The sequence below is a fragment of the Paenibacillus sp. SAFN-117 genome, assembly GCF_051966115.1.
Classification (GTDB): Bacteria; Bacillota; Bacilli; order Paenibacillales; family NBRC-103111; genus Paenibacillus_L; species Paenibacillus_L residui.
Genome location: NZ_JBQCLK010000012.1, coordinates 39182 through 59442 on the forward strand (window position 1 = coordinate 39182; position 20261 = coordinate 59442).

The window sequence follows — 20261 nt, forward strand, 5'->3', positions numbered from 1 at the left end:
GCCCGACTTGGTGAGTGCTGATGAGTTTCCCTTCCCTTGGCGATTGGGCGAACCTAAATTGCTGCGAAAATACAGGAATTCTCTTGCCGAATGGCTGAATCCCTATTTCAAGAAGCAAAAAGATGTACTGTCGCAGGCTTTGCAGTGCACCCAGCCAACCTTATAGCCTGATATGCATCAGACTCCCAGGTGGTGCTTGAAAAATCGGAAACCGCCTAAAGAGACAGCCCCTTGCTCATAGTTCATCCCATAGTTTGTTTAAATACTCAAGGGATTGCGGGATGGTCAATGAAGAATTCTGTTCCGGTGCACATTCCAACGAAGCTTCTCCTGCGTAACCGGACCGTTTAAGTGTTCCCAGCAATTGTTTGAAATCGGCGCCTTTCTCCACAAGAGGACAGCCCGGCAGTCTCCGGTCCCGATCGGCGAGATGAACATGCGCCAGCAGCCCCATCTCCACGGCTTCTTCCAGGATGTCGTATTCCTCTCTCTGCATCAGCATATGGTAGGAATCCGCCGCGACACGAATATGGGGCAAATAGAGACCGGCGGCCAGTTCGATCGCTTCCTCCACCCATTTGATCCAATTGCATTCCTTACGATTAAGCGGTTCAATCGCCACGATTAACTCATGCTTCGCCGCGTGAGCTTCACATTGATGAAGGAAGGCTTCGAATTGCTCCGCTGCGGTTTCTTTATCGAAGCCTTGCGGGATATTCCGGGCTTGCCCCGCGCCCAGAATCACCGTTCCGGCTCCTAATCGCGCAGCCCGAAGAAAGGCGGACTCCAGATAGGCTTCCGTCAGCTCCGGGTTCACCTCCGGTCCCGTAAGCGGCAGGCCGGGTCTGATCATAGAATTCACTACCGGACAAGAAAGACCGGAGGTTTTCACCAGAGAAACCGCTTCTTCAAACTCCGGCTCCGCCAGTGCGGCGAGCGGGCTTAACGGCAGTTCCACCCTATCCAAGCCGTAGCCGGCGGCCTCCTCCAATTTGGCCTGCAGCCGGGCCATCCATTCCTTCATCCCTCCCGCCTCGGAGTTCCCTTGCCGGGGATAATCCAATACAATACATAAACCAAATTTCATTTATTTGACCACCTCAATCGCGTAGTATCGTAAGATTGACTGCCATGCCTATCTTAACATTATCCAAACATCCCTTGCAGCATCATGGAATTCCAATGGAACATTAGAAAGCTAAAACAAGCGGAAAGCCACCGTAAAACAGGCTGTTCCCTGTCCGGTGTTTTCCGCTTGTAAATTATTTTTCGTTCCCAATGATCGCCAAAACTTACTATTTAGATTTGAAAATTAAAATATACATACCACTTGTCGTCGTTCTCTTTTATCAAATTGAATTTTCGTTCTATTTCTCCCTCGTTTTCGATGTTTAATTTAATTTGTGCCTCTGCGTTGGTAGAATCCACTAGTTTAACCTTTAATATTTTATAATCGACGAGTTTAACTTCATGTATGTTTCTTTTGTAAAACGATACCAAGGACTCCCGATCACTGAATGTGACATCTCGAAGATTTGCCACTACTTGATCGATATCTTCGTTTTTCACTCCCTCTAAATAACTCGATAGAGTTTGCTCAATTGAGACTAAGGATGATTCATCATTAGATTTTCCTGCAGATGAAAAATAATAAATAGAGACAGTTGCTACAGCAATTAAAAATAATACTACTACCAATAAAATACTTTTTTGTTTTTTTGCTTCCATATAATCCCTCCATTATGATATAATCATTATACCATAATATTCCATTTACGGAATAAAAAATGATAGGTTGTGGAAAATTTGAAACTTCGCAAGTATGTTTTGTCATCATCCCTGTGTTTAGCGCTAGTTACAGGCTCCGTCGCTTCAGTGAATGCAACTCCTTCTATTTCTGAGGCAAAGGTTGATAGACTTAATGAGACTCAGAATCCTATGACAGTCAGCAAATCTTCCGGGGCTCCAATAGGTGTTGCTGAACCTCTTGCAGATTCTCAATTTCGTATAATGTCTCCAGTTAACGAAAAAGAGATTTATAGCTTTACTTTCACCGGGGTTACTTACTCTGGACTTCAATCCAAAACATTTTCTTCAACTGGCAAAAACATCCAAATAAATTCCCAAGCTGATGCAGATAATTACAACTATGCAAGCGGGGATTATTATATTGAGTTATGGAAAAAAAGATGGTTCGGTAGCGATACGAAAGGTAAGCTTAAATATCCGTTTGGCACACAGACTGTTTATGTAGGAAAATGGAGTGACGTAGGTGACGGAGACTTCTTTTTTACCGTTTGGGTGGATTCCGACTTGCCGCAAAAAATCGACGGTGCAGGGAAGGTTTATCAGAACGACGGTTGGTAATATATCGTGAAACAAGGGGAGGAACTCCCCCGCAAGCAACGCCCACTACCAAGTAAAAAAAGATAAAAATCGATTAACAGCCTCGGTCCTGAAATCTACGGGACTGGGGCTGTTTAATTTTCGCCTTGGAACGGTTCGTTTTTTTAAATCCTCCTACTGTTCCCTCCTCCCCTGCAGGAATTCCCTCTGCAAATGAGTTTTTGTTCTACAGATATTTAAAAAGATTGATGACCTTTTCATTCTCCTTTATAATAAAATTGTTGAAAAATAATATTTATTTATCAGATAATAACGATAATAAACAATTATTGAATGATCCCCTCGACTCTTTGGAACGCTAACTTTGGACAGGAGGACGAAGAGCGGAATGAATATCAATCAATTGGAAACTTTAATTACTATTTCGCAGACGATGAGTTTTCGCAAAGCTGGAGAAATCCTGAATTTGACCCAGCCTGCTGTTTCCGCTCAGATCAAGAGTTTGGAGGACGAGTTTAAGACGGTGCTGATCGACCGGAATCAACCGGTCACCTTAACGGACAGCGGCCAGGTTTTTCTCGAGCATGCTTATAAAATTTTACGAACCGTCGAGGAGCTTAAGCAGAAGCTGTCGGATTTGGAGCATAAGCCCCAAGGTCATATTAATTTGGGGACGACCACCTCCATAGCTGTGCAAATCCTGCCGAGGGTGCTCTCCTACTTCCAGGACCAATATCCGCTTATCAAAACAACTATTCATTCCATGCCCACCTCGCAAATATTGTCCAGTGTCGAAAGCGGCGCCATAGATATAGGTATCGCTTATCTGTTTGACAAAAACCCCGGGCTGGAAACCTCCATTCTCTATTACGATACTTTCGAATTAGTGGTATCCCCTGATCACCCATTGGCTAAATCTTCTCATGCCTCTGTCGAATCTCTTGACCGACTGCCTTTTATTATGCTGTCTCCAGACACTGCCGTTCGCAGATTTGTGGACCAGCTGATCCGAAAGCTGAATATTCATCCGCAGATTGTCATGGAGCTGTCCAGCAGCGAAGAGGTTAAGCGGATGGTGGAGTTGAATCTGGGAGCGGCGATTATTTCCAAAATGTCGATTTCCAACGAAATTCGGCTGGGCACACTTAAAATGGTTAATATCAGTGAGCTGGAAACTCCTCATCCGGTCGGAGTCATCTATAAATCCGGACGCTACTTAAGCTCAGCTATCAAACAATTCTTGAACGATTTAAAAGGGATGCCGGAAACTCATTTCATCGGCTCGGAATAAACCATCTCCATGACAAATATTAACCCTACATTCCGAGTACTTGGCAGGTTCTCGAACTTATAAATTCTAAATGTAGACCGAAGGAGGCGCGACATGAAATTCGATTTGCATACCCACCACGAAAGATGCGGACATGCGGAAGGCTCTATTCGCGATTACATTGAAGCGGCTATAGAAGGAGGACTGAACGTCATAGGCATTTCCGACCACTCTCCTTATTTCGGCAGAGAGGAGGATCATGCGGAGCCTTACATTGCCATGGCCAAAAGCGAGTTCTCCCATTATATCTCCGAGGTGCTCAGGCTGAAGGAGGAATATAAAGACCGGATTGAAATTCTGCTCGGAGTTGAGTCCGACTTCTTCCCGGAGCACGCCGACCTTTACCGGCAAATCTATGAGCAGTATCCGTTCGATTACATTATAGGAAGCGTGCATCAAACCGGAGGCGTCAGCATTTTCAACCGCAACCGGTGGAAGAAGCTTGACGATGTGCAGAAAATTAAGGCTAAGGAAGAATATTACCGTCTGATCCTGCAATCCGCCCGAAGCGGCATGTTTCAGATTCTGGGACATATCGATGCCATGAAAGGTTTTTATCCGCAGTTTTCCCAGCTTCCGACCAAGGCTGTAGAGGAAACCTTGAAGGTCATCGGGGATGTCGGAGTCGCTATCGAAATTAATACTTCCGGCAAAACGAAAGATTGCGGAGGATGGTACCCTTCCGACGACATTCTGGAACGGGCGCTATATTATGGTGTTCCGGTCACCTTCGGTTCCGATGCCCATATCCCGTCGCGCATAGGCGATGAATGGGAGCTGGTTCAGAGAAAGCTCCGGGAAATCGGTTATAAGGAATGGGTCTTCTTCCGTCAGAAGCAGCCGGTCTCGGTCCCGCTGTGAGGACGCGTGCGTTGCGGCGCTGTATGAAGGTTGGTCGGACTTATTGATGCCATAACTGTTGTCTTATAGAAGTCCCGCGACCAAAAGAACGAAGACCTGCAGATGTGCAGGTCTTTAGAAGGATTTAAGCTGAAGTCGGCGAAAGACATGCAAAAGTGCAGGTGAATTGGCGATTTTGCCGATTTTCCGCTTTTGCTGGAGAAAGAAACTGCAGATTTGTCCGTCTTTCCCGTGATTTGCCGAATCTCCGCTAAAAGACCTGCACTTTTGCTCTTCTTTGGGGCAGGACCTCCAAAATCACTTGGTAAGCCTCCCCCTATTTGTTCAATTCCCGAACCGTTCTTTAGCCATTTGCCCGGTTTTTCCCGGCACTTTCATTTCCAACCGGCAGCCTGATTACTTGGTCACCTCTGCTCGCTATTCATCGCTGCCGAAGGTGACCAGCCGGTTATGCAGCTCATAATAAAACCCTCGACGCCGGAGAAGCTCTTCATGCGATCCGGCTTCTGTAATTTTGCCGTCCTGCAGCACCAGAATCCGGTCCGCCTTCTGAATCGTATTCAGCCTATGGGCAATGACGAAGCTCGTTCTCCCCTTCATCAGCCTCTGCAGAGCATCTTGAATTTTGACTTCCGTAACCGTATCTATACTGCTCGTAGCCTCATCCAGGATGAGAATGACCGGATTTGCCAAAATAGCGCGCGCAATGGACAGAAGCTGCTTCTGCCCTTGGCTGATTCCGCCGCCGCCCGGCTTAAGGACCGTATCGTATTGATTTCGCATTTTCATAATAAAGGAGTGGGCGTCAGCCATTTTGGCCGCTTCCTCCACTTCCTCGTCGGTCGCATCCAGCCTTCCGTAGCGGATATTCTCGCGAATCGTTCCCTGGAAAAGGAAAGAATCCTGAAGGACGAAGGCCATCTGCTTCCGCAGGTCGGCCCGATGAACTTTCTTGATATCAATCCCATCCACCGTTATAACCCCGCTATCCGTATCGTAAAACCGGGACAGCAGGTTGATAAGAGTCGTTTTGCCCGCACCGGTAGGGCCGACCAGAGCGATCGTCTCCCCGGGGGCCGCATGAAAGCTGACATTAGAGATGGTTTCCCCGCCCTTGTCATAGGCAAAGGATACGTTCGAGAAATTCACCTCTCCCCGAAGCTCGGTGAGCCGCACGGACCCGGCCGTCTCCTTCTCCTCCGCCTCTTCGTCCAGAATATCGAAGACTCTTTCCGCCCCGGCAACGGCAGACAGAAGGGTATTGAATTGGTTCGCCAGATCGTTAAGCGGCCGGGTGAACTGCCTGGAGTACTCCACGAATACGATAATGGCCCCGATCGTGATCAAATTTTTAAGAGCCAGAATGCCCCCCACTCCGGCAATCATCGCAAAGCTCAAATTATTCAGTACGTTCATCACCTTCGGGATGAACCCGGTGAAGGTCTGCGCCCAGAAGGCCGATCTGCGTATACGTTCATTCTTCTCCTTGAATTCGGCAATGACTCTCTTCTCCTGCGAGAACATCTTGACAATCCGCTGGCCGGAGATGGTTTCCTCGATGTGGCCGTTAAGATCGCCGAGATTCTTCTGCTGTTCCTTGAAGAGCCTGCCCGTTCTCTTCGTGATCCATTTCGTTCCGTAAACCATAGCGGGAACGACTAGGAACGTAAGTAAAGTCAGCAGCGGACTGAGCCACAACATAACGGAAACCGCTCCGATTAACGTCAATAAACTGGAAAAAATCTGGATGAACGAACTGTTCAGGGTGGAGCTTACATTTTCTATATCATTGGTTACCCGGCTCATCAGCTCGCCGTGCTGTCTCTTGTCGAAGAAAGATATGGGCAGCTTGTGTAGATGTTCAAACAGTTGGGAACGCATAGAGAAAACGGTCGATTGCGCGATCCCGATCATCCAATAGTTCTGGAGCCATACCGTAACGGATTGCAGGACGTAGATACAGGCCAATCCCAGCAAACTGTACAGGAGTCCGCTGGAGTTCTGCAGCACGATGTAGTTATCCACCGTTCTGCCTACCAGAAAAGGACCCAGCAAGGTCAGCCCCGAGCTGGCTATGACCATTAGAAGCACAAGATACAATTTCGCCTTGCTGCGGGACAAATAACCCCATATTCTTCGCAATGTGGCGGACCAGTTCCTCGCTCTTGGTTTAACTTTGGAAGAGACGGGCTGGTTGGGACTTGCTTCCCGACTCATGGCTGTTCTTGGATACTGGAAGGGCCTAATCAATTCCTTGAGCATGCTTCGACCGCTCCTCTCCGAATTGGGATTGATAGATACGCCGGTACAGGGAGGAATGTTCCCACAGCTCCTCATGGCTGCCCTTGGCCAGTAGCTTCCCGTCTTCCAGGAGCATGATCGTATCTGCTGACAATGCCGCCGTCATTTTCTGGGTGATCATGAACAGTGTGCACGGATACTCTCGTAACGCAGCCAGCAGCTTTGCCTCTGTCTTGGTATCCAGAGCGCTCGTACTGTCATCGAGCATGACGATTTTCGGCTTGCGCACCAATGCTCTGGCAATCGACAGACGCTGTCTCTGTCCTCCGGACAGGTTGACTCCTTTTTGCCCCAGCATCGTATCGTATTGATTGGGGAGCCGCATAATCGTCTCATGAATTTGGGCTCTTCTCGCCGCCTCCACTATCTCATCCATAGTGGCATCTGCCTTGCCCCATGCTATATTTTCCTTAACGGTACCGGTAAACAACAGCGCTTCCTGTGGAACAAAGCCTATTTGCTGCCGCAGCTGCTCCATGGTCAAACGGCGTATATCCGTGTCATCAATATAGATAGCTCCCCCGGAAACGTCATAAAGCCTGGGAATCAGCTGAAACAAAGACGATTTACCGGAACCGGTTGCTCCCATGATCGCCACGGTCTCCCCCGGCTTGACCTCAAACGAAATGTTATGTAAAGTCGGAGCGGCCGACTCCGGATACTGAAACGAGACGGAATCAAAGACAACCTTGCCTTCTCCAATTTGGCCAAAGGAACGGCTGCCTTCTCCATCGACCAGGTCGCCATCGCTGTCCAGCACCTCGGAAATCCGAGAGGCGGATGCCTTGGCCCGGGAAAAATTCATAATGATCATAGTAAACATCGACAACGCCATCGTCATTCTTGTGGCATAGTTAATAATAGCGACCACTTCACCCACACTGGCCCCCGAGGTTTGAACCTGCATACTGCCCACCCATAGAATGGCCATTATACAAACATTCATAAGCAGCAGCACGAAAGGCATCGTTGCTTCCGTGAACCGAAGCACGGACATCGTCTTATCCTTCAGCTCCTGACTTGTGCCTGCAAATCGTTTAATTTCGTGGTTATGCCGAAGAAACGCTTTAATCAGCCTCATCCCGGCCAAATTTTCCTGAATGACGCTGTTTACTGCGTCCAGCTTCTGCTGCACCGAACGGAACAGCTTCCCCGCTTTATTCATTGCCCAGAACAAAAAAACAAGCAAAACCGGGACCGCCAACAAAAGTAAAAGCGCAAGCCGGGCATGGACAATAAACGACATGATAAGCCCGCCCACAACCAGCAGAGGTGAGCGCAGCATGATCCGCAAGCACATAAACACCGTATTCTGCACCTGGGTCACATCGTTGGTCAACCTGGTAATCAAGGAAGAGGCCGGGAACCGGTTAAAATTGGCGAAAGAAAACGATTGCACTTTTTCATACAGCTTCTCCCGTACGTCGAAGCCAAAGCTTTGGCTGACATGCGAGGCATAGAAGGAATTGATAATTCCACTAACAAAAGCAAGAATGGAGCAGCCGACCAGCACCCCACCCCATTGGATAACTACCGATAAATTTTGCTGGCTGATCCCGTCGTCAATAATTTTGGAAATCAGAAAGGGCTGCAGCAGCTCCACCATCAATTCGGTGAACATCAAGAGCAGCGCAACAGTGACAGCTATCCGATATGGCTTCAAGAAAGACAGTATCTTCGTCATACGCCTTCCGTCCTCCCTCCAACGTACTGTCATTATCCATCGGTAAAGATTCCTCCATTCATCCCACCCGATATTCTGTAAAGAATGCAAATGAAATTACACATCTTTATTAAATATAGTATATTTTTAACTTTTCCGATAGGGCATGACTAATGCTTAAGACAGGGATCGTATTTTTCTCAAAGTAATTATCAAAGATATTTATCCTTGACCCCATTAGATTACATGTGTAATATTAACTTTAGACTACTAGTGTAATCACATTACGAAGGGAGTGTCTTATCATTTCACGAATATCCTCATCCGAATGGGAAATTATGAAAAATCTTTGGAGTGCAAAAAAACCTCTTACGGCTAATGAAATTATCCAATCCTTAAAGGATCACACAAACTGGAGTCCAAAAACAATAAGAACATTGATTGGAAGGCTCGTTCAAAAAAACGTTATCGGCATAGACCACACTGGCCCATCATACAAATATTATCCGTTAGTTACAGAAGAAGAAGGTACGAAATTAGAGACCCACAGCTTTTTAGCTAAAATGCGAGGAATTTCTATAAAGCCCATTTTGGTTCATTTCTTGGACGAGCAAAAGTTATCTAAGGAAGATATTATGGAATTAAAGAACCTCCTCGAAAAAAAGGAGGAGGAGTAATGCACAATTTCACCTCTTTGTTTGTTTCTATACTAAACGTCTCTTTTATGGCCGTAGTCGTGTTTATTCTTATCATACTTACCAAGCTTCTTCTCAAGAATCAGTTAAGCCCGCGTTGGAATTATTTGCTTTGGACACTTCTCATAGTCCGTCTTGCATTGCCTTGGTCACCAGAAAGCTCTTATAGCTTGTTTAACCTCTTTTCTTCAGACATTGTTATTCAGGCTCAAGACAATCGTAACCAAGCATCCGACCTGCTCACTGTGCAGACTCCTACCGACCCGATATTCATCGATAATGGAACAACTCAAAGCGTGCAAAACATTGATCAAACCATTAAGCAGCTTCCTGACAGCCAATCCAACCTTTGGAATGCGTTAGCTCTATTGTGGGGGGTTGGAATCTTATTAACAGGAATATATATGTTTTGGGTCAATCGACAATTTGCAATAAGCTTGCAGAAAGAAGCCCGTAAATGCCGTAACAGTTTCCTGCCTAGCATCTTAGAAAGTTGCAGGGAATCTCTGAAGATTAAAGCTAATGTTGTTTTGTTTGAATCAGATCTTGTCACTACGCCAACTTTGTATGGCCTTTTCAAACCGAAGCTGTTGATTCCGAGAACGCTCTTAGAAACACTTGACGAACAGGAATGGAAATATGTTTTTCTTCACGAAGTATCCCATATCAAACGAAAAGACATATTGATCAACGGAATTATGAATGTTCTACTTCTCATCCATTGGTTTAATCCTTGTGTTTGGATCGCCTTTAATCTAATGCGCAAAGACCAGGAAATGGCCTGTGATTCCTTGGCTTTAACCAAGGTGAGTCAGGAAGAGAGACGAAAGTATGGCCTGACCTTAATCAAATTGCTGGAGCACTGGAGCAGCCCTATCCCTTTGTCCAAAGCTGTCTACCTATCAGGGAATAAAAATGATTTAAAAAGGAGAATGAATATGATCGGATCAAAGAAAAATTCGTATCGTTTATCCATTGTAGGTTTATTGATTCTAGTAATAATCGCTGCGTTAACCTTAACTGGGGCTAAGTCAAGTAATGCCTCGAACAATATGGAATTACCTGAAAAACAATTGGTTGAAAGAACTGTGCATAATTATTATAGAAGCATATACGAAAGAGACAGTAATTTATATTTATCCTCGGTAGCCAATGCCGACAGCCCTGCGCAACAATATTTTGCCTCACAGCTTGACGGAATTAAAATCGATTACGAAATTGTAAAAGCTGAAAAGATCAACTCTACCAAATATCAAGTATATGTCGCCAACCTGACACATGATAACAAACTACTTCCTGTTATTCCTTATGATGTTGTACTTGAAGACGGCCAGTGGAGGCTGGATCGTTCCACCATTAGTATCATTCCTAAAGAGGAGATTCAGAAAATGGTCGATGCAGGTAAAGTTATCCCTAAAGATTCTCCTTTTTATGACAAAGTCGTAAGTGAGAATGAACATTTCATTATAAAAAAAGCTCCTAACGGAGCACTATAACTACCCAACCCACTGGGTATTAGAGGTAGCTTATTTATTCTAAGTCTTTATTTGCACGCAAAAAAAGAGGAGCATCATTAATTTGATGTTCCTTTACATTATGTATAAAAAGAATACCGCCGAGGGTAATTTTTTATCCGAAACATTTTGTGCGTACTTCGTCGGTATTGTCATCATTCATTCCGGAAGCCCTCTTGGCCCTATGTCAAAGCAAAAAAGAGAACCTGCCAACGGGGCCAGGTTCTTAAGGGAATATATTTTAAAAAGGGGGTCATGTGTTTATATTAACCGAATGATGTTAACATACCATAACAGAAATATTTCAATTAGATTACAAATTTGCCTCCGCAGCCCGTCCAGACCGTTCTTATGACAGCTTATTCGAATGGTCTCTCTACACCTGTGGACAATTTTCCCTTCATCCCCACTTGCGCCGATCTTGGTAACATTAATAATTTTGCTGAGGCTCAGCATACTCTCCTCGGGAAATAGGCAGCGATAAATTTCTACGATGAATCTCCTCAAGAAGGAGCGAGATAAATTCCCTATCCAGTTTTAACTCCACCGCTTTTTGATAAGTTTCCACAAGCATGTCGTCATTCAATAGAGTCATTGGTCTCACCCTTTCTTTCATTTGTTCCATCGTACCACTGTTCAAAAATTAGAACAACCGTTCCGTTATCCACATCAACCTGTGGGCAACCTGTAGATAATTTGTTAATAATCGCCAACATCCGACAATATCTCACTGTTAGTAATGTGAATAATCTTATCCACAGCCAAAGCATCCTTTTTCTTTTTGAAAATATTTTTATGAAAATTATCCGATGATCGATTTTCAATGAAATATAAATCGAATTAGACACTGCTGGGCCATCCGATCATGCACTGCTCTTTATGAAGCAGGATGTGGCGGGGGAACATTTCACTCCAACGTGTGCGGCGGAGTATGGGGCAAACAAAATGCATTTTGTTACGAAACCTGGAAACGTTATTCGGGCAAAACGGCTCTCTTCCATTTTCTTACGAAACTCCATATCGCTATTGACCAAAAAAGAAGGCCATGGAGCAGGATTTCGCCCAAATAACGATTGTGAGTTTCGTTATATTTGCAGTGGCATCGTTTTTAAGGCAATAACGTTACCCAGATTCGTTAGCGAGATTGAAACCGGACGGGAGCCGGGCAGATGACCAGTTAGTTATTCCGCAGGTAGAAAATCAGGCACTGATTTCCAGGTTGAGCCTCTTATATTAAAAAAAACACACTCCCTTCGGAGTGCTCAATTAACTTGCATGAGAGAAATGGACAAATCGTCAGCCATTCGTTGGAAGTACGATTTCTACCGTCGTACCTGCTCCCAGGGTGCTTTCTATATGAATCTTCCCTTTATGATTTTCAATAATTTGATGGCAGATCATCAGCCCGAGTCCGTTTCCCTTCTCTTTGGTCGTGTAGAAGGGTTCCCCCAGCCGGGGCAGCTGGTCCTCCGCTATTCCTTTCCCCGAATCGGAAAATCGGATCCGGATGCCCTGTTCCGCCAATTCCCCGGTAATTAACAAAAGGCCGCCCTCCGGCATTGCTTCAATAGCATTCTTGACCAAATTGACGAAGACCTGCTTCAATTGATGCTCATCGCACAGAACCTTGGGCAGTTCCTGGGGGAAATGACAGTTGATTTCCACATTGTTCAGAATCGCCTGAGAATCAAGAACCGTGACGATATCCGTAATCATGGCGGTCAGGCTGCGATATTCAAATTCTTTGTCCTGTGGCGGCTTGGCAATCAGGATAAATTCTCCAACGATGTAATTCATCCTCTCCAGCTCGGATAGCATAATGTCGTAATAATTCTGGTTCTCCGCGGACTTGGATTTCAATAATTGCACGAACCCTTTCAAAGCGGTGAGAGGATTTCGGATTTCATGGGCAAAACCGGCGGCCAGTTGGCCTACCGCCGACAGCTTGTCCGATTGCCGAAGCAGCCTCTCTTTATGCTTCCGCTCTGTAACGTCTCTAAGCACCGATTGAAAAACAGGCCGATCCAGGTATTGGAAAACACCGGTGCTGGAAGATTCGATTTCGACGACCGTACCATCCTTGCGAATCATCCGGAATTCCGCGTACTGGAAAGACTCTTCATTCGCTTGAACGACACCGGCCGCCCCATTCTTCACGCGCTCATGATCCTCTGGATGAGTGAACCGATATAATGATTGTCCCAGCAGTTCAGACTCCTCTTTGACCCCGAACAGCCGAAGAGCCGCATCATTGGCATAGACTATAATTTCTTCACTGTGAAAAATAATCGGTTCCGGCGACATTTTGATCATTTGCTGGTAGCGCCGGTCTCTTTCCTTCAAGGAATCCTCCATCCGTCTCCGTTCTGTCATATCATGCACAATGATAAGCAGCATCTTGTGCAGATTCCACTCCAGGACCTTCCTGTACAGACGAACCTGAACGGCATTCCCTTGTTTATGGACTAACGTCCATTCACATAAATCCCCTCCTTGAGCCGGCAGCCATTCAAGTGATTCCGGGTCGGGTCCGACCAGGCCGGCTGCCGTTAGTTCTTGTCGCGAGAGCTTCACCATCTCCTGCCGGCTGTATCCCGATTGCCGGCAAATGACGTCATTTGCCAAACAAATACGGGATGGCCGGCCTTTCCAATCGACTTCCAGTAACATTATGCCTTCACTGACGTTGTCGAATATTTCCGCAAATAGAGCACGAGCTTCTTTCAACCATAACTGCTGGTCTGGAAACCTGCCTTTCCATTCGAAAGATTGACTTCCTCCTGGCTCCCGCCTCATGTTATTCAACTCCACTCTTGAACCAAGTGTGTGAAGCTCCCACGTTAACATCTATTTCCAAAAGTAATTATACTATTATATATCCATTTAGAGTATTGCTTGAATTGAAAAAATGGATTTTTTTCAAAAAATTGTTCAATCATCCCTTTTTAAGGCTCGTATTGAAAATAAATCCGGCTTCCGGGATCCATTTGCTTTCCGAGAGGTCCCTTCCCCTTATCTTCACCGTGCTGCCGTTAACTTCGATATAAAGCCCTTCGCTGCGCCCCTTGCCGGCCGGGCGATTGTTATCCTTCCATGGTTCATAGACAGACGAGCTGTTGACCATCCAGAAGCCATCCCTCCGAATCATTCCCCTATGAGACAATTCCCAATGGGTATGGCCCGTGAACAAGACCACTTGAGGATAACGTTGAAGCAATCGCTTCAACGATTTATGCTGTACCACTCCCCGCTCTTCACTTCCCGATACGGTGCCGGGCAGCGGTTGATGAAGGAACACAAAGATCGGACGCCCGGATTCCGCGTCTTCCGCAAGCTTGTCAGACAGCCACTGAAGCTGATCCGATGATAAATACGCGTCTTCCTTGACATCGGGGTCGCTCTGTCTGTACTTTTCGGATCCGAGAACGATAAAGTGGAAGCCCTTGATCCAATAATCCTCATATACTTTCTCCCGTTTAGCAAAAGATAGGAAGCGGCTGATCGACGATTGGTCCCGCTCCCCATTGGGAAAGCCTGCCTGATCCCATCGTCCCCACTTATTGATCCAGGCCTGATAAAATTCATGGTTGCCTATCGAAAACAGAATCTTATGAGGATGAGGAGTCCGGTTTAGAATATGTTTGATTTCCTCATAGTCTGCCGGAGCCCCGTTTCCTAAATCTCCATTGATAATTAACGCATCCGCGTCAGCATTAATTCTGTGCAAATCTTCCATGGCCGACTTGAATTTGCGCTTGGAGTCCATGTCCCACGACTGTACATGAATATCACTTAATACGAAAAAGCTCAGCCTTGCTTCTGCAGCTTCGACAGCGGAGGTGGAAGACGGTGAAGCGGCAGCATTTGCGCCCGGCACAGCCAGACAGCAAAGCAGCATCAGGAGAAGAACCCGTTTGTTCATCCGTTGTTTGATCATCTATCATTCTCCTTGACGTAAATTGAAGAATGAAGCCAGGCTTCACTTCATCAATTTCTTTATCAGTCCATGAACAATAAGCCATGAGGCTGCATGTCTCAAGCCTAGAGCCGCATAGGCAAGCTTCAGGAAGCCTGAGTTATGCTTTATTGTTTGCCAGTGCCAAAAAACTTATAAAAAAAGCTCTTAACGGAGCCTCTTCGAAGAAGAATAACCCGGTTTTAAAGGTAACTTTTTATGCCACAATTAGAAAGTTGTTCCATTTTAATGCTTTAATGAACTTAAACTTTCTAATGTGGTGAAAAAAGCAGGCCCATCAATCCTATTGCAAGGATTAACGGCCTGCTTAGCTATCAAACTATTATTACACTCCGAGCCATTTCTTGAACAAATGCTTCGTCGTATCTTTATTAATGGCCGCAATGGATGTGGTGAGCGGAATTCCTTTCGGACAGGAGCGGACACAGTTCTGCGAGTTACCGCAGCCTTCAATTCCGCCATCCTGCATAAGTGCTTCCAGACGCTCCTCCTTGTTCATCTCGCCGGTAGGGTGAGCATTGAACAAACGGACTTGAGAAATTGCGGCAGGTCCAATGAAGCTCGACTTGTCGTTTACGTTCGGACAAGACTCCAGACATACTCCGCAGGTCATGCACTTCGACAATTCGTAAGCCCATTGACGTTTGGTTTCGGCCATTCTAGGCCCGGGACCGAGATCATAAGTACCGTCGATCGGAATCCAGGCCTTCACCCGTTTCAAAGCGGAGAACATGCGCTCCCGGTTGATAACCAAGTCGCGGACGACAGGGAAAGTTTTCATCGGAGCAATGCGGATCGGCTGCTCAAGCTTATCCAAGAGCGCCGAACAAGCCTGGCGGGGCTTGCCGTTAATGATCATGGAACAAGCGCCGCAAACTTCCTCCAAACAGTTGGATTCCCAGCATACCGGGGTCGTCTTCTGCCCCTTGGAATTTACAGGATTTCTTTGAATCTCCATTAATGCTCCGATTACGTTCATATTCGGGCGGTATGGAATTTCGAACTCTTCGGTGTATGGACTCGAATCTGCGGTGTCCTGCCGGGTAATATGCAGTTTAATTGTTTTTTGGTTTGTTGCTGTTGCTTCAGCCATGCTCATGCTCCTCCTTTCTTATCAGTCGTATAATCCCGCTTGCGTGGAGGGATGAGGGAAACATCGACATCCTGATACGAAATTTGCGGACCTTCTTTCGAGTAGGATGCAATCGTTGTTTTCAGGAAGTTCTCGTCATCGCGCTCCGGGAATTCCGGCTTGTAATGCGCCCCACGGCTTTCGTTACGCATCAAGGCGCCGATCGTCATGGCGCGTGCCAGTTCGAACATGTTCCACAACTGACGGGCAAAGCTTACGCCCTGGTTATTCCAGCGGGACGTGTCGGTCATGCTCAGGTTTTTGTAACGTTCCATCAGTTCCTGAATTTTGTCGTCTGTTTCCTGCAGCCGCTTGTTGTAACGAACAACGGTCATATTGGCTGTCATCAATTCTCCAAGCTCTTTGTGAAGAGCATAGGCATTTTCCGTTCCATCCATGGATAGCAAGCTTTCATATTTTTCTTCCTGTTTCTTACATTCACGGTCGAATACGGTCGAGGAGACATCCTCGGCATGCTTGTTCAATCCCTTGATGTATTCGATCGCTTTAGGACCAGCAACCATTCCTCCGAAAATAGCGGAAACCAGCGAGTTCGCACCGAGGCGGTTAGCACCGTGAATCGAATAGTCACACTCTCCGGCGGCAAACAAGCCTGGAATATTCGTCATTTGATTATAGTCGACCCACAAGCCGCCCATCGAGTAGTGAACGGCCGGGAAGATTTTCATCGGAAGCTTGCGCGGGTCATCCCCTACGAATTTCTCATAAATCTCAATGATTCCGCCCAGCTTAACATCCAATTCCTTCGGATCCTTATGAGACAGATCCAGATAGACCATATTCTCCCCGTTGATTCCAAGCTTCAAATCTACGCACACGTGGAAAATTTCCCGAGTGGCAATATCCCTGGGAACGAGGTTTCCGTAAGCCGGATATTTCTCCTCCAGGAAGTACCACGGCTTGCCGTCTTTATAAGTCCATATCCGTCCGCCCTCTCCACGTGCGGATTCAGACATCAGACGCAGCTTGTCGTCACCGGGAATAGCCGTCGGGTGAATTTGAATAAACTCGCCGTTGGCATAATGAACTCCCTGCTGATACAATGCGCTGGCTGCCGTTCCGGTGTTGATGACGGAGTTGGTCGTTTTACCGAATATAATTCCGGGACCTCCGGTAGCCATGATGACCGCATCGGCGCGGAAGCTCCGAACTTCCATGCTGCGCAAATCCTGGGCGGTAATCCCGCGGCATACTCCCTCATCGTCAATGACAGCGGAAGTAAACTCCCAGTGCTCGAATTTCTTGACCAAACCGGCCGTTTCCCAGCGCCGGACCTGTTCGTCCAAAGCGTACAGCAGCTGCTGGCCGGTAGTTGCTCCCGCAAATGCCGTACGGTGATGTTTCGTTCCTCCGAACCGGCGGAAATCAAGCAAGCCTTCCGGTGTCCGGTTAAACATGACTCCCATCCGGTCCATTAGATGGATAATGCCTGGAGCCGCTTCACACATCGCTTTAACCGGCGGCTGATTAGCCAGGAAGTCTCCGCCGTATACGGTATCGTCAAAGTGCTCCCAGGGAGAGTCGCCTTCCCCTTTCGTATTTACAGCGCCGTTAATACCGCCTTGAGCGCAAACGGAGTGTGAACGCTTGACCGGCACCAAGGAAAACAGGTCTACATGTACCCCCGCTTCGGCGGCCTTAATCGTCGCCATTAGTCCAGCCAAGCCTCCGCCTACTACGATAACCTTTGAATTAGCCATTGCCGTTCACCTCTTACAGTTTTGTCAAGACAGTCGTGTCTTTAAATTCCGGATCCAAGAATCCGACCAGTGCAAGAATGCCCATAAGCGAAACGAGTACGAATACCGCCATCCAGATATAGCTGGAAACCCGCTGGGCACGCGGACCGACGGTAATTCCCCAGCTTACCAGGAAAGACCACATCCCGTTGCTGAAGTGGAAAACTGCCGCTACGATACCGATAATGTAGAGCACGAAAGCCCAAGGCTGCGTGGCAATTTCATGCATTCTGACGCCCAGCTCTTCATGAGTAACGTTCCCTAACGCCACTTGCACCCGGGTTTCAAATACGTGCCAGGAAACGAACAGGAGCGTGATCACTCCGGTTACTCTCTGCAGCATGAACATTACGTTTCGGAAATACCCGTAGTTAGAAACGTTATTCCGCGCCGTATAGGCCACGTACAAGCCGTAAACACCATGGTAAAGAAGCGGAAGCCAGATGCCGATCAGCTCAAGGCCGAAAATAAACGGCAAACTGTTGATCCACTCTACCTTGTCGATAAACCCTTGGTGGCCTTCGTTAAAGGCCGAGTAGTTCATCAGCAGATGCTCGACCAGGAAGAATCCGACCGGGATGACGCCAAGCAGTGAATGCAGCTTGCGGTAATAATAAGAATTTCCTGCCATCTGTAAGAGTTCCCCTTTCAAAAATATGAAGCTTGTCAATCCAAACCAATACCCATTGTACTCCCACCCTTACTAAGCGTCAACAATTTGTAACATTTTTCGAGGATCGGCAGGAGTTTCCCGGAAATCATTCGGTAAAGCTTAGTTTACCTTAGCTTGCCAATGCATTATACATCCTTGTCTTCCGGGAGAAATTTTGTGAACATTAAGTGACATCTTTCATTGTAAGCCTTTAGCGCTTATAATGGAAGTGCTTATTATTTATATATGATTATACCTATCATGCATAAGGAAATAACTATCCAGGAGGGTTTGAAGTGGAAAATCTCGATGCTTTCGCTGTCGTCGTGGAACAAAAGAGCTTGAATCGCGCTTCCTCCGTGCTGAATATTTCTCAACCCGCCCTTTCCCGTAAAATCATGAAGCTGGAAACCGAGCTCGGCGTCCATCTGTTCGAACGCAAAGGCAAGCGGCTGGAGTTGACCCGGGCAGGTCAAATTTGCTACGAAACCGCCGTGGAGATGCGGCGGCTGCAAAGAGAGATGCGGCATACCTTGAACCAGTTCCGGTCCGGTCATGAAGCGGTCAGCCTGACGGTCGGCGCCAGCTTGACGACTCTCCAGTCCACCCTTCCGGATCTGATCTCCTTCTATACAAAGGACTTTCCGCATACGGACATCAAAGCATTAACCGGAAAAACTCACGAAGTGGTCACGATGGTGAAAGAACAGAAGGTCGATATCGGATTGGTCGCATCGCGAACGGAGAGCCCGGGGCTTACCTGCCTTCCTTTGTTCGACGACCATCTTTGTCTCGTGCTGCCCGCAGGCCATCCTTATCTGCATCTGAAGACGATCACGATGAGGGAGATTCATGACCTGCCGATGATTCTTTTTTCCAAAGGAACTTGGTACCGGGTCCTGATGGATGAATTATTCCATCACTACGCGGTTTTTCCAAATGTGAAAATGGAGATTGACTCTTTCGAAGCGATCATCCGCCTTTTGTCTACAATCCAGGCCGCAACGCTGCTGCCCAAATCTTATCTGCACCGGCAGCTGCTGGAGAATAACGAGCTGACCGTACGTTCGATTCCCGAGCTGGAGGAGAAGAAAAGAACGACCTCTCTCCTGTTTACAACGGACGCGCCGCAGGATCCCGTCATCCGCTCCTTTATCGATCTTGCCAGGGAATTCTTCACACGGGAAAGACCCGCTCGGAGCGATTTCCAATAGCCGGACAGCTACGGTTAGTTCTGCAGCGCTGCCCGGTTCTCGCCGAAAATATTTGCCTGCTAGGCTCATTCTCTCCATAATCGGGAGCCAACAAACAACCGGCCTGCAGGGGATGATGCCGGCGAATGATTTGAAGCAGGCTATTTATTTATAAGCTGATCTTTCGAATGACTCAATCTGCTCATTGGTGCCGATAACTACCATAATATCATTGGATTCTACGATGTCATCGGCGGTAGGAGCGATTACCATTCCGCTCTTCTTGTTAATAGCCACTATACTGCAGCCATAGGTCGCTCTAAGATCAAGCTGCTTTAAGGTCTGGCCGGACATCTTGGACGGAACCGACAATTCCGCGAGCGTGTATTCCTCAGAGAGCTCGATATAATCGAGCAGATTAGGCGACACCAACTGGTGAGCAACTCTTGCCCCCATATCCCTCTCGGGGAAGATGATCCGGTCCACTCCAATCCGCTCCAGCACTTTACCGTGCAAATCGGAGAGAGCCTTGGCCACCACCTTCTTGATCCCGAGGTCCTTCAGCACAATGGCTGTCAGAATGCTGGCCTGTATATCATCGCCTATCGCCACGACCGCACAATCGAAATTTCGGATGCCCAGCGACCTGAGCATATCTTCATCCGTAGAATCGGCTTCAACGGTATAGGTCAGCTCTCCGCTCATTTCATTAACGATTTCCTCGCACTTGTCGATCCCCAGTACCTCGTATCCCAGTTTCACCAGCTCTTTAGCCAAGCTGGATCCGAATCGGCCCAGTCCGATTACCACATACTGATTTCCTTCCATGGTTTCAAGC

General features: G+C 47.1%; 17 protein-coding genes. 6 read left to right on the forward strand and 11 right to left on the reverse strand.

The features are described from left to right. Positions 1-235: 235 nt before the first annotated feature. Together ACTHRH_RS09775 and ACTHRH_RS09780 are read right to left on the reverse strand one after the other, a co-directional pair. Positions 236-1087 (reverse strand): sugar phosphate isomerase/epimerase family protein, encoded by an 852-nt coding sequence (locus tag ACTHRH_RS09775; RefSeq protein ID WP_379285978.1) that lies wholly within the window; start codon positions 1085-1087, stop codon positions 236-238. A gap of 212 nt (positions 1088-1299) precedes the next feature. Continuing rightward, the gene (locus ACTHRH_RS09780; protein ID WP_379285976.1) at positions 1300-1728 is read right to left on the reverse strand and encodes a hypothetical protein; all 429 of its coding nucleotides are present in this window, start codon (positions 1726-1728) and stop codon (positions 1300-1302) included. A 78-nt stretch (positions 1729-1806) separates the two neighbouring features. Between ACTHRH_RS09780 and ACTHRH_RS09785 the strand changes: the two genes are divergently transcribed. The 3 genes from ACTHRH_RS09785 (at position 1807) to ACTHRH_RS09795 (ending at position 4537) form a co-directional block, all read left to right on the forward strand. After that, positions 1807-2367 (forward strand): hypothetical protein, encoded by a 561-nt coding sequence (locus ACTHRH_RS09785; protein WP_379285974.1) that lies wholly within the window; start codon positions 1807-1809, stop codon positions 2365-2367. 367 nt (positions 2368-2734) lie between these two features. Then, on the forward strand, positions 2735-3637 hold the full coding sequence (locus ACTHRH_RS09790; protein WP_144940511.1) for a LysR family transcriptional regulator: 903 nt from the start codon (positions 2735-2737) through the stop codon (positions 3635-3637). A 93-nt stretch (positions 3638-3730) separates the two neighbouring features. Beyond that, entirely contained in the window at positions 3731-4537 is an 807-nt protein-coding gene (locus tag ACTHRH_RS09795; protein ID WP_144940513.1) for a histidinol-phosphatase, read from the forward strand. A 417-nt stretch (positions 4538-4954) separates the two neighbouring features. On the opposite strand, the gene ACTHRH_RS09800 is transcribed toward ACTHRH_RS09795, so the two are convergent. Then, positions 4955-6799, reverse strand: a complete 1845-nt coding sequence (locus tag ACTHRH_RS09800) for an ABC transporter ATP-binding protein (RefSeq protein WP_440415329.1) — start codon at positions 6797-6799, stop codon at positions 4955-4957. Beyond that, positions 6780-8522, reverse strand: coding sequence for an ABC transporter ATP-binding protein (locus tag ACTHRH_RS09805; protein ID WP_440415331.1), 1743 nt, complete (start codon positions 8520-8522; stop codon positions 6780-6782). The genes ACTHRH_RS09800 and ACTHRH_RS09805 overlap by 20 nt, the downstream gene beginning before the upstream one ends. 293 nt (positions 8523-8815) lie before the next feature. On the opposite strand from ACTHRH_RS09805, the gene ACTHRH_RS09810 reads away from it, so the two are divergent. Together ACTHRH_RS09810 and ACTHRH_RS09815 are read left to right on the forward strand one after the other, a co-directional pair. Then, on the forward strand, positions 8816-9178 hold the full coding sequence (locus ACTHRH_RS09810; RefSeq protein ID WP_225312745.1) for a BlaI/MecI/CopY family transcriptional regulator: 363 nt from the start codon (positions 8816-8818) through the stop codon (positions 9176-9178). After that, on the forward strand, positions 9178-10692 hold the full coding sequence (locus ACTHRH_RS09815; protein WP_379285965.1) for a M56 family metallopeptidase: 1515 nt from the start codon (positions 9178-9180) through the stop codon (positions 10690-10692). Before ACTHRH_RS09810 ends, ACTHRH_RS09815 begins: the two co-directional genes overlap by 1 nt. Positions 10693-11140: 448 nt before the next feature. Here ACTHRH_RS09815 and ACTHRH_RS09820 read toward each other — a convergent pair whose 3' ends face one another. The 6 genes from ACTHRH_RS09820 to ACTHRH_RS09845 all read right to left on the reverse strand — a co-directional run bounded on the left by ACTHRH_RS09820 (position 11141) and on the right by ACTHRH_RS09845 (position 18209). Beyond that, the gene (locus ACTHRH_RS09820; RefSeq protein WP_397346524.1) at positions 11141-11335 is read right to left on the reverse strand and encodes a sporulation histidine kinase inhibitor Sda; all 195 of its coding nucleotides are present in this window, start codon (positions 11333-11335) and stop codon (positions 11141-11143) included. A gap of 671 nt (positions 11336-12006) precedes the next feature. Next, positions 12007-13506, reverse strand: coding sequence for a PAS domain-containing sensor histidine kinase (locus ACTHRH_RS09825; protein ID WP_440415334.1), 1500 nt, complete (start codon positions 13504-13506; stop codon positions 12007-12009). Positions 13507-13645: 139 nt separating this feature from the next. Then, positions 13646-14647: a metallophosphoesterase family protein gene (locus ACTHRH_RS09830; protein WP_440415336.1), complete on the reverse strand. Its 1002-nt coding sequence runs from the start codon at positions 14645-14647 to the stop codon at positions 13646-13648. Between the two features lie 364 nt (positions 14648-15011). Beyond that, positions 15012-15779, reverse strand: coding sequence for a succinate dehydrogenase iron-sulfur subunit (sdhB, locus tag ACTHRH_RS09835; RefSeq protein ID WP_144932274.1), 768 nt, complete (start codon positions 15777-15779; stop codon positions 15012-15014). A 2-nt stretch (positions 15780-15781) separates the two neighbouring features. Continuing rightward, entirely contained in the window at positions 15782-17539 is a 1758-nt protein-coding gene (sdhA, locus tag ACTHRH_RS09840) for a succinate dehydrogenase flavoprotein subunit (RefSeq protein ID WP_144932276.1), read from the reverse strand. Between the two features lie 13 nt (positions 17540-17552). Beyond that, positions 17553-18209, reverse strand: coding sequence for a succinate dehydrogenase cytochrome b558 subunit (locus ACTHRH_RS09845; protein ID WP_144932277.1), 657 nt, complete (start codon positions 18207-18209; stop codon positions 17553-17555). 317 nt (positions 18210-18526) lie between these two features. Between ACTHRH_RS09845 and ACTHRH_RS09850 the strand changes: the two genes are divergently transcribed. Further along, on the forward strand, positions 18527-19444 hold the full coding sequence (locus ACTHRH_RS09850; RefSeq protein ID WP_150960135.1) for a LysR family transcriptional regulator: 918 nt from the start codon (positions 18527-18529) through the stop codon (positions 19442-19444). A gap of 144 nt (positions 19445-19588) precedes the next feature. On the opposite strand, the gene ACTHRH_RS09855 is transcribed toward ACTHRH_RS09850, so the two are convergent. Continuing rightward, a complete protein-coding gene (locus ACTHRH_RS09855; protein WP_440415340.1) occupies positions 19589-20251 on the reverse strand; it encodes a potassium channel family protein in 663 nt (220 codons plus the stop codon). Positions 20252-20261: the final 10 nt, after the last annotated feature.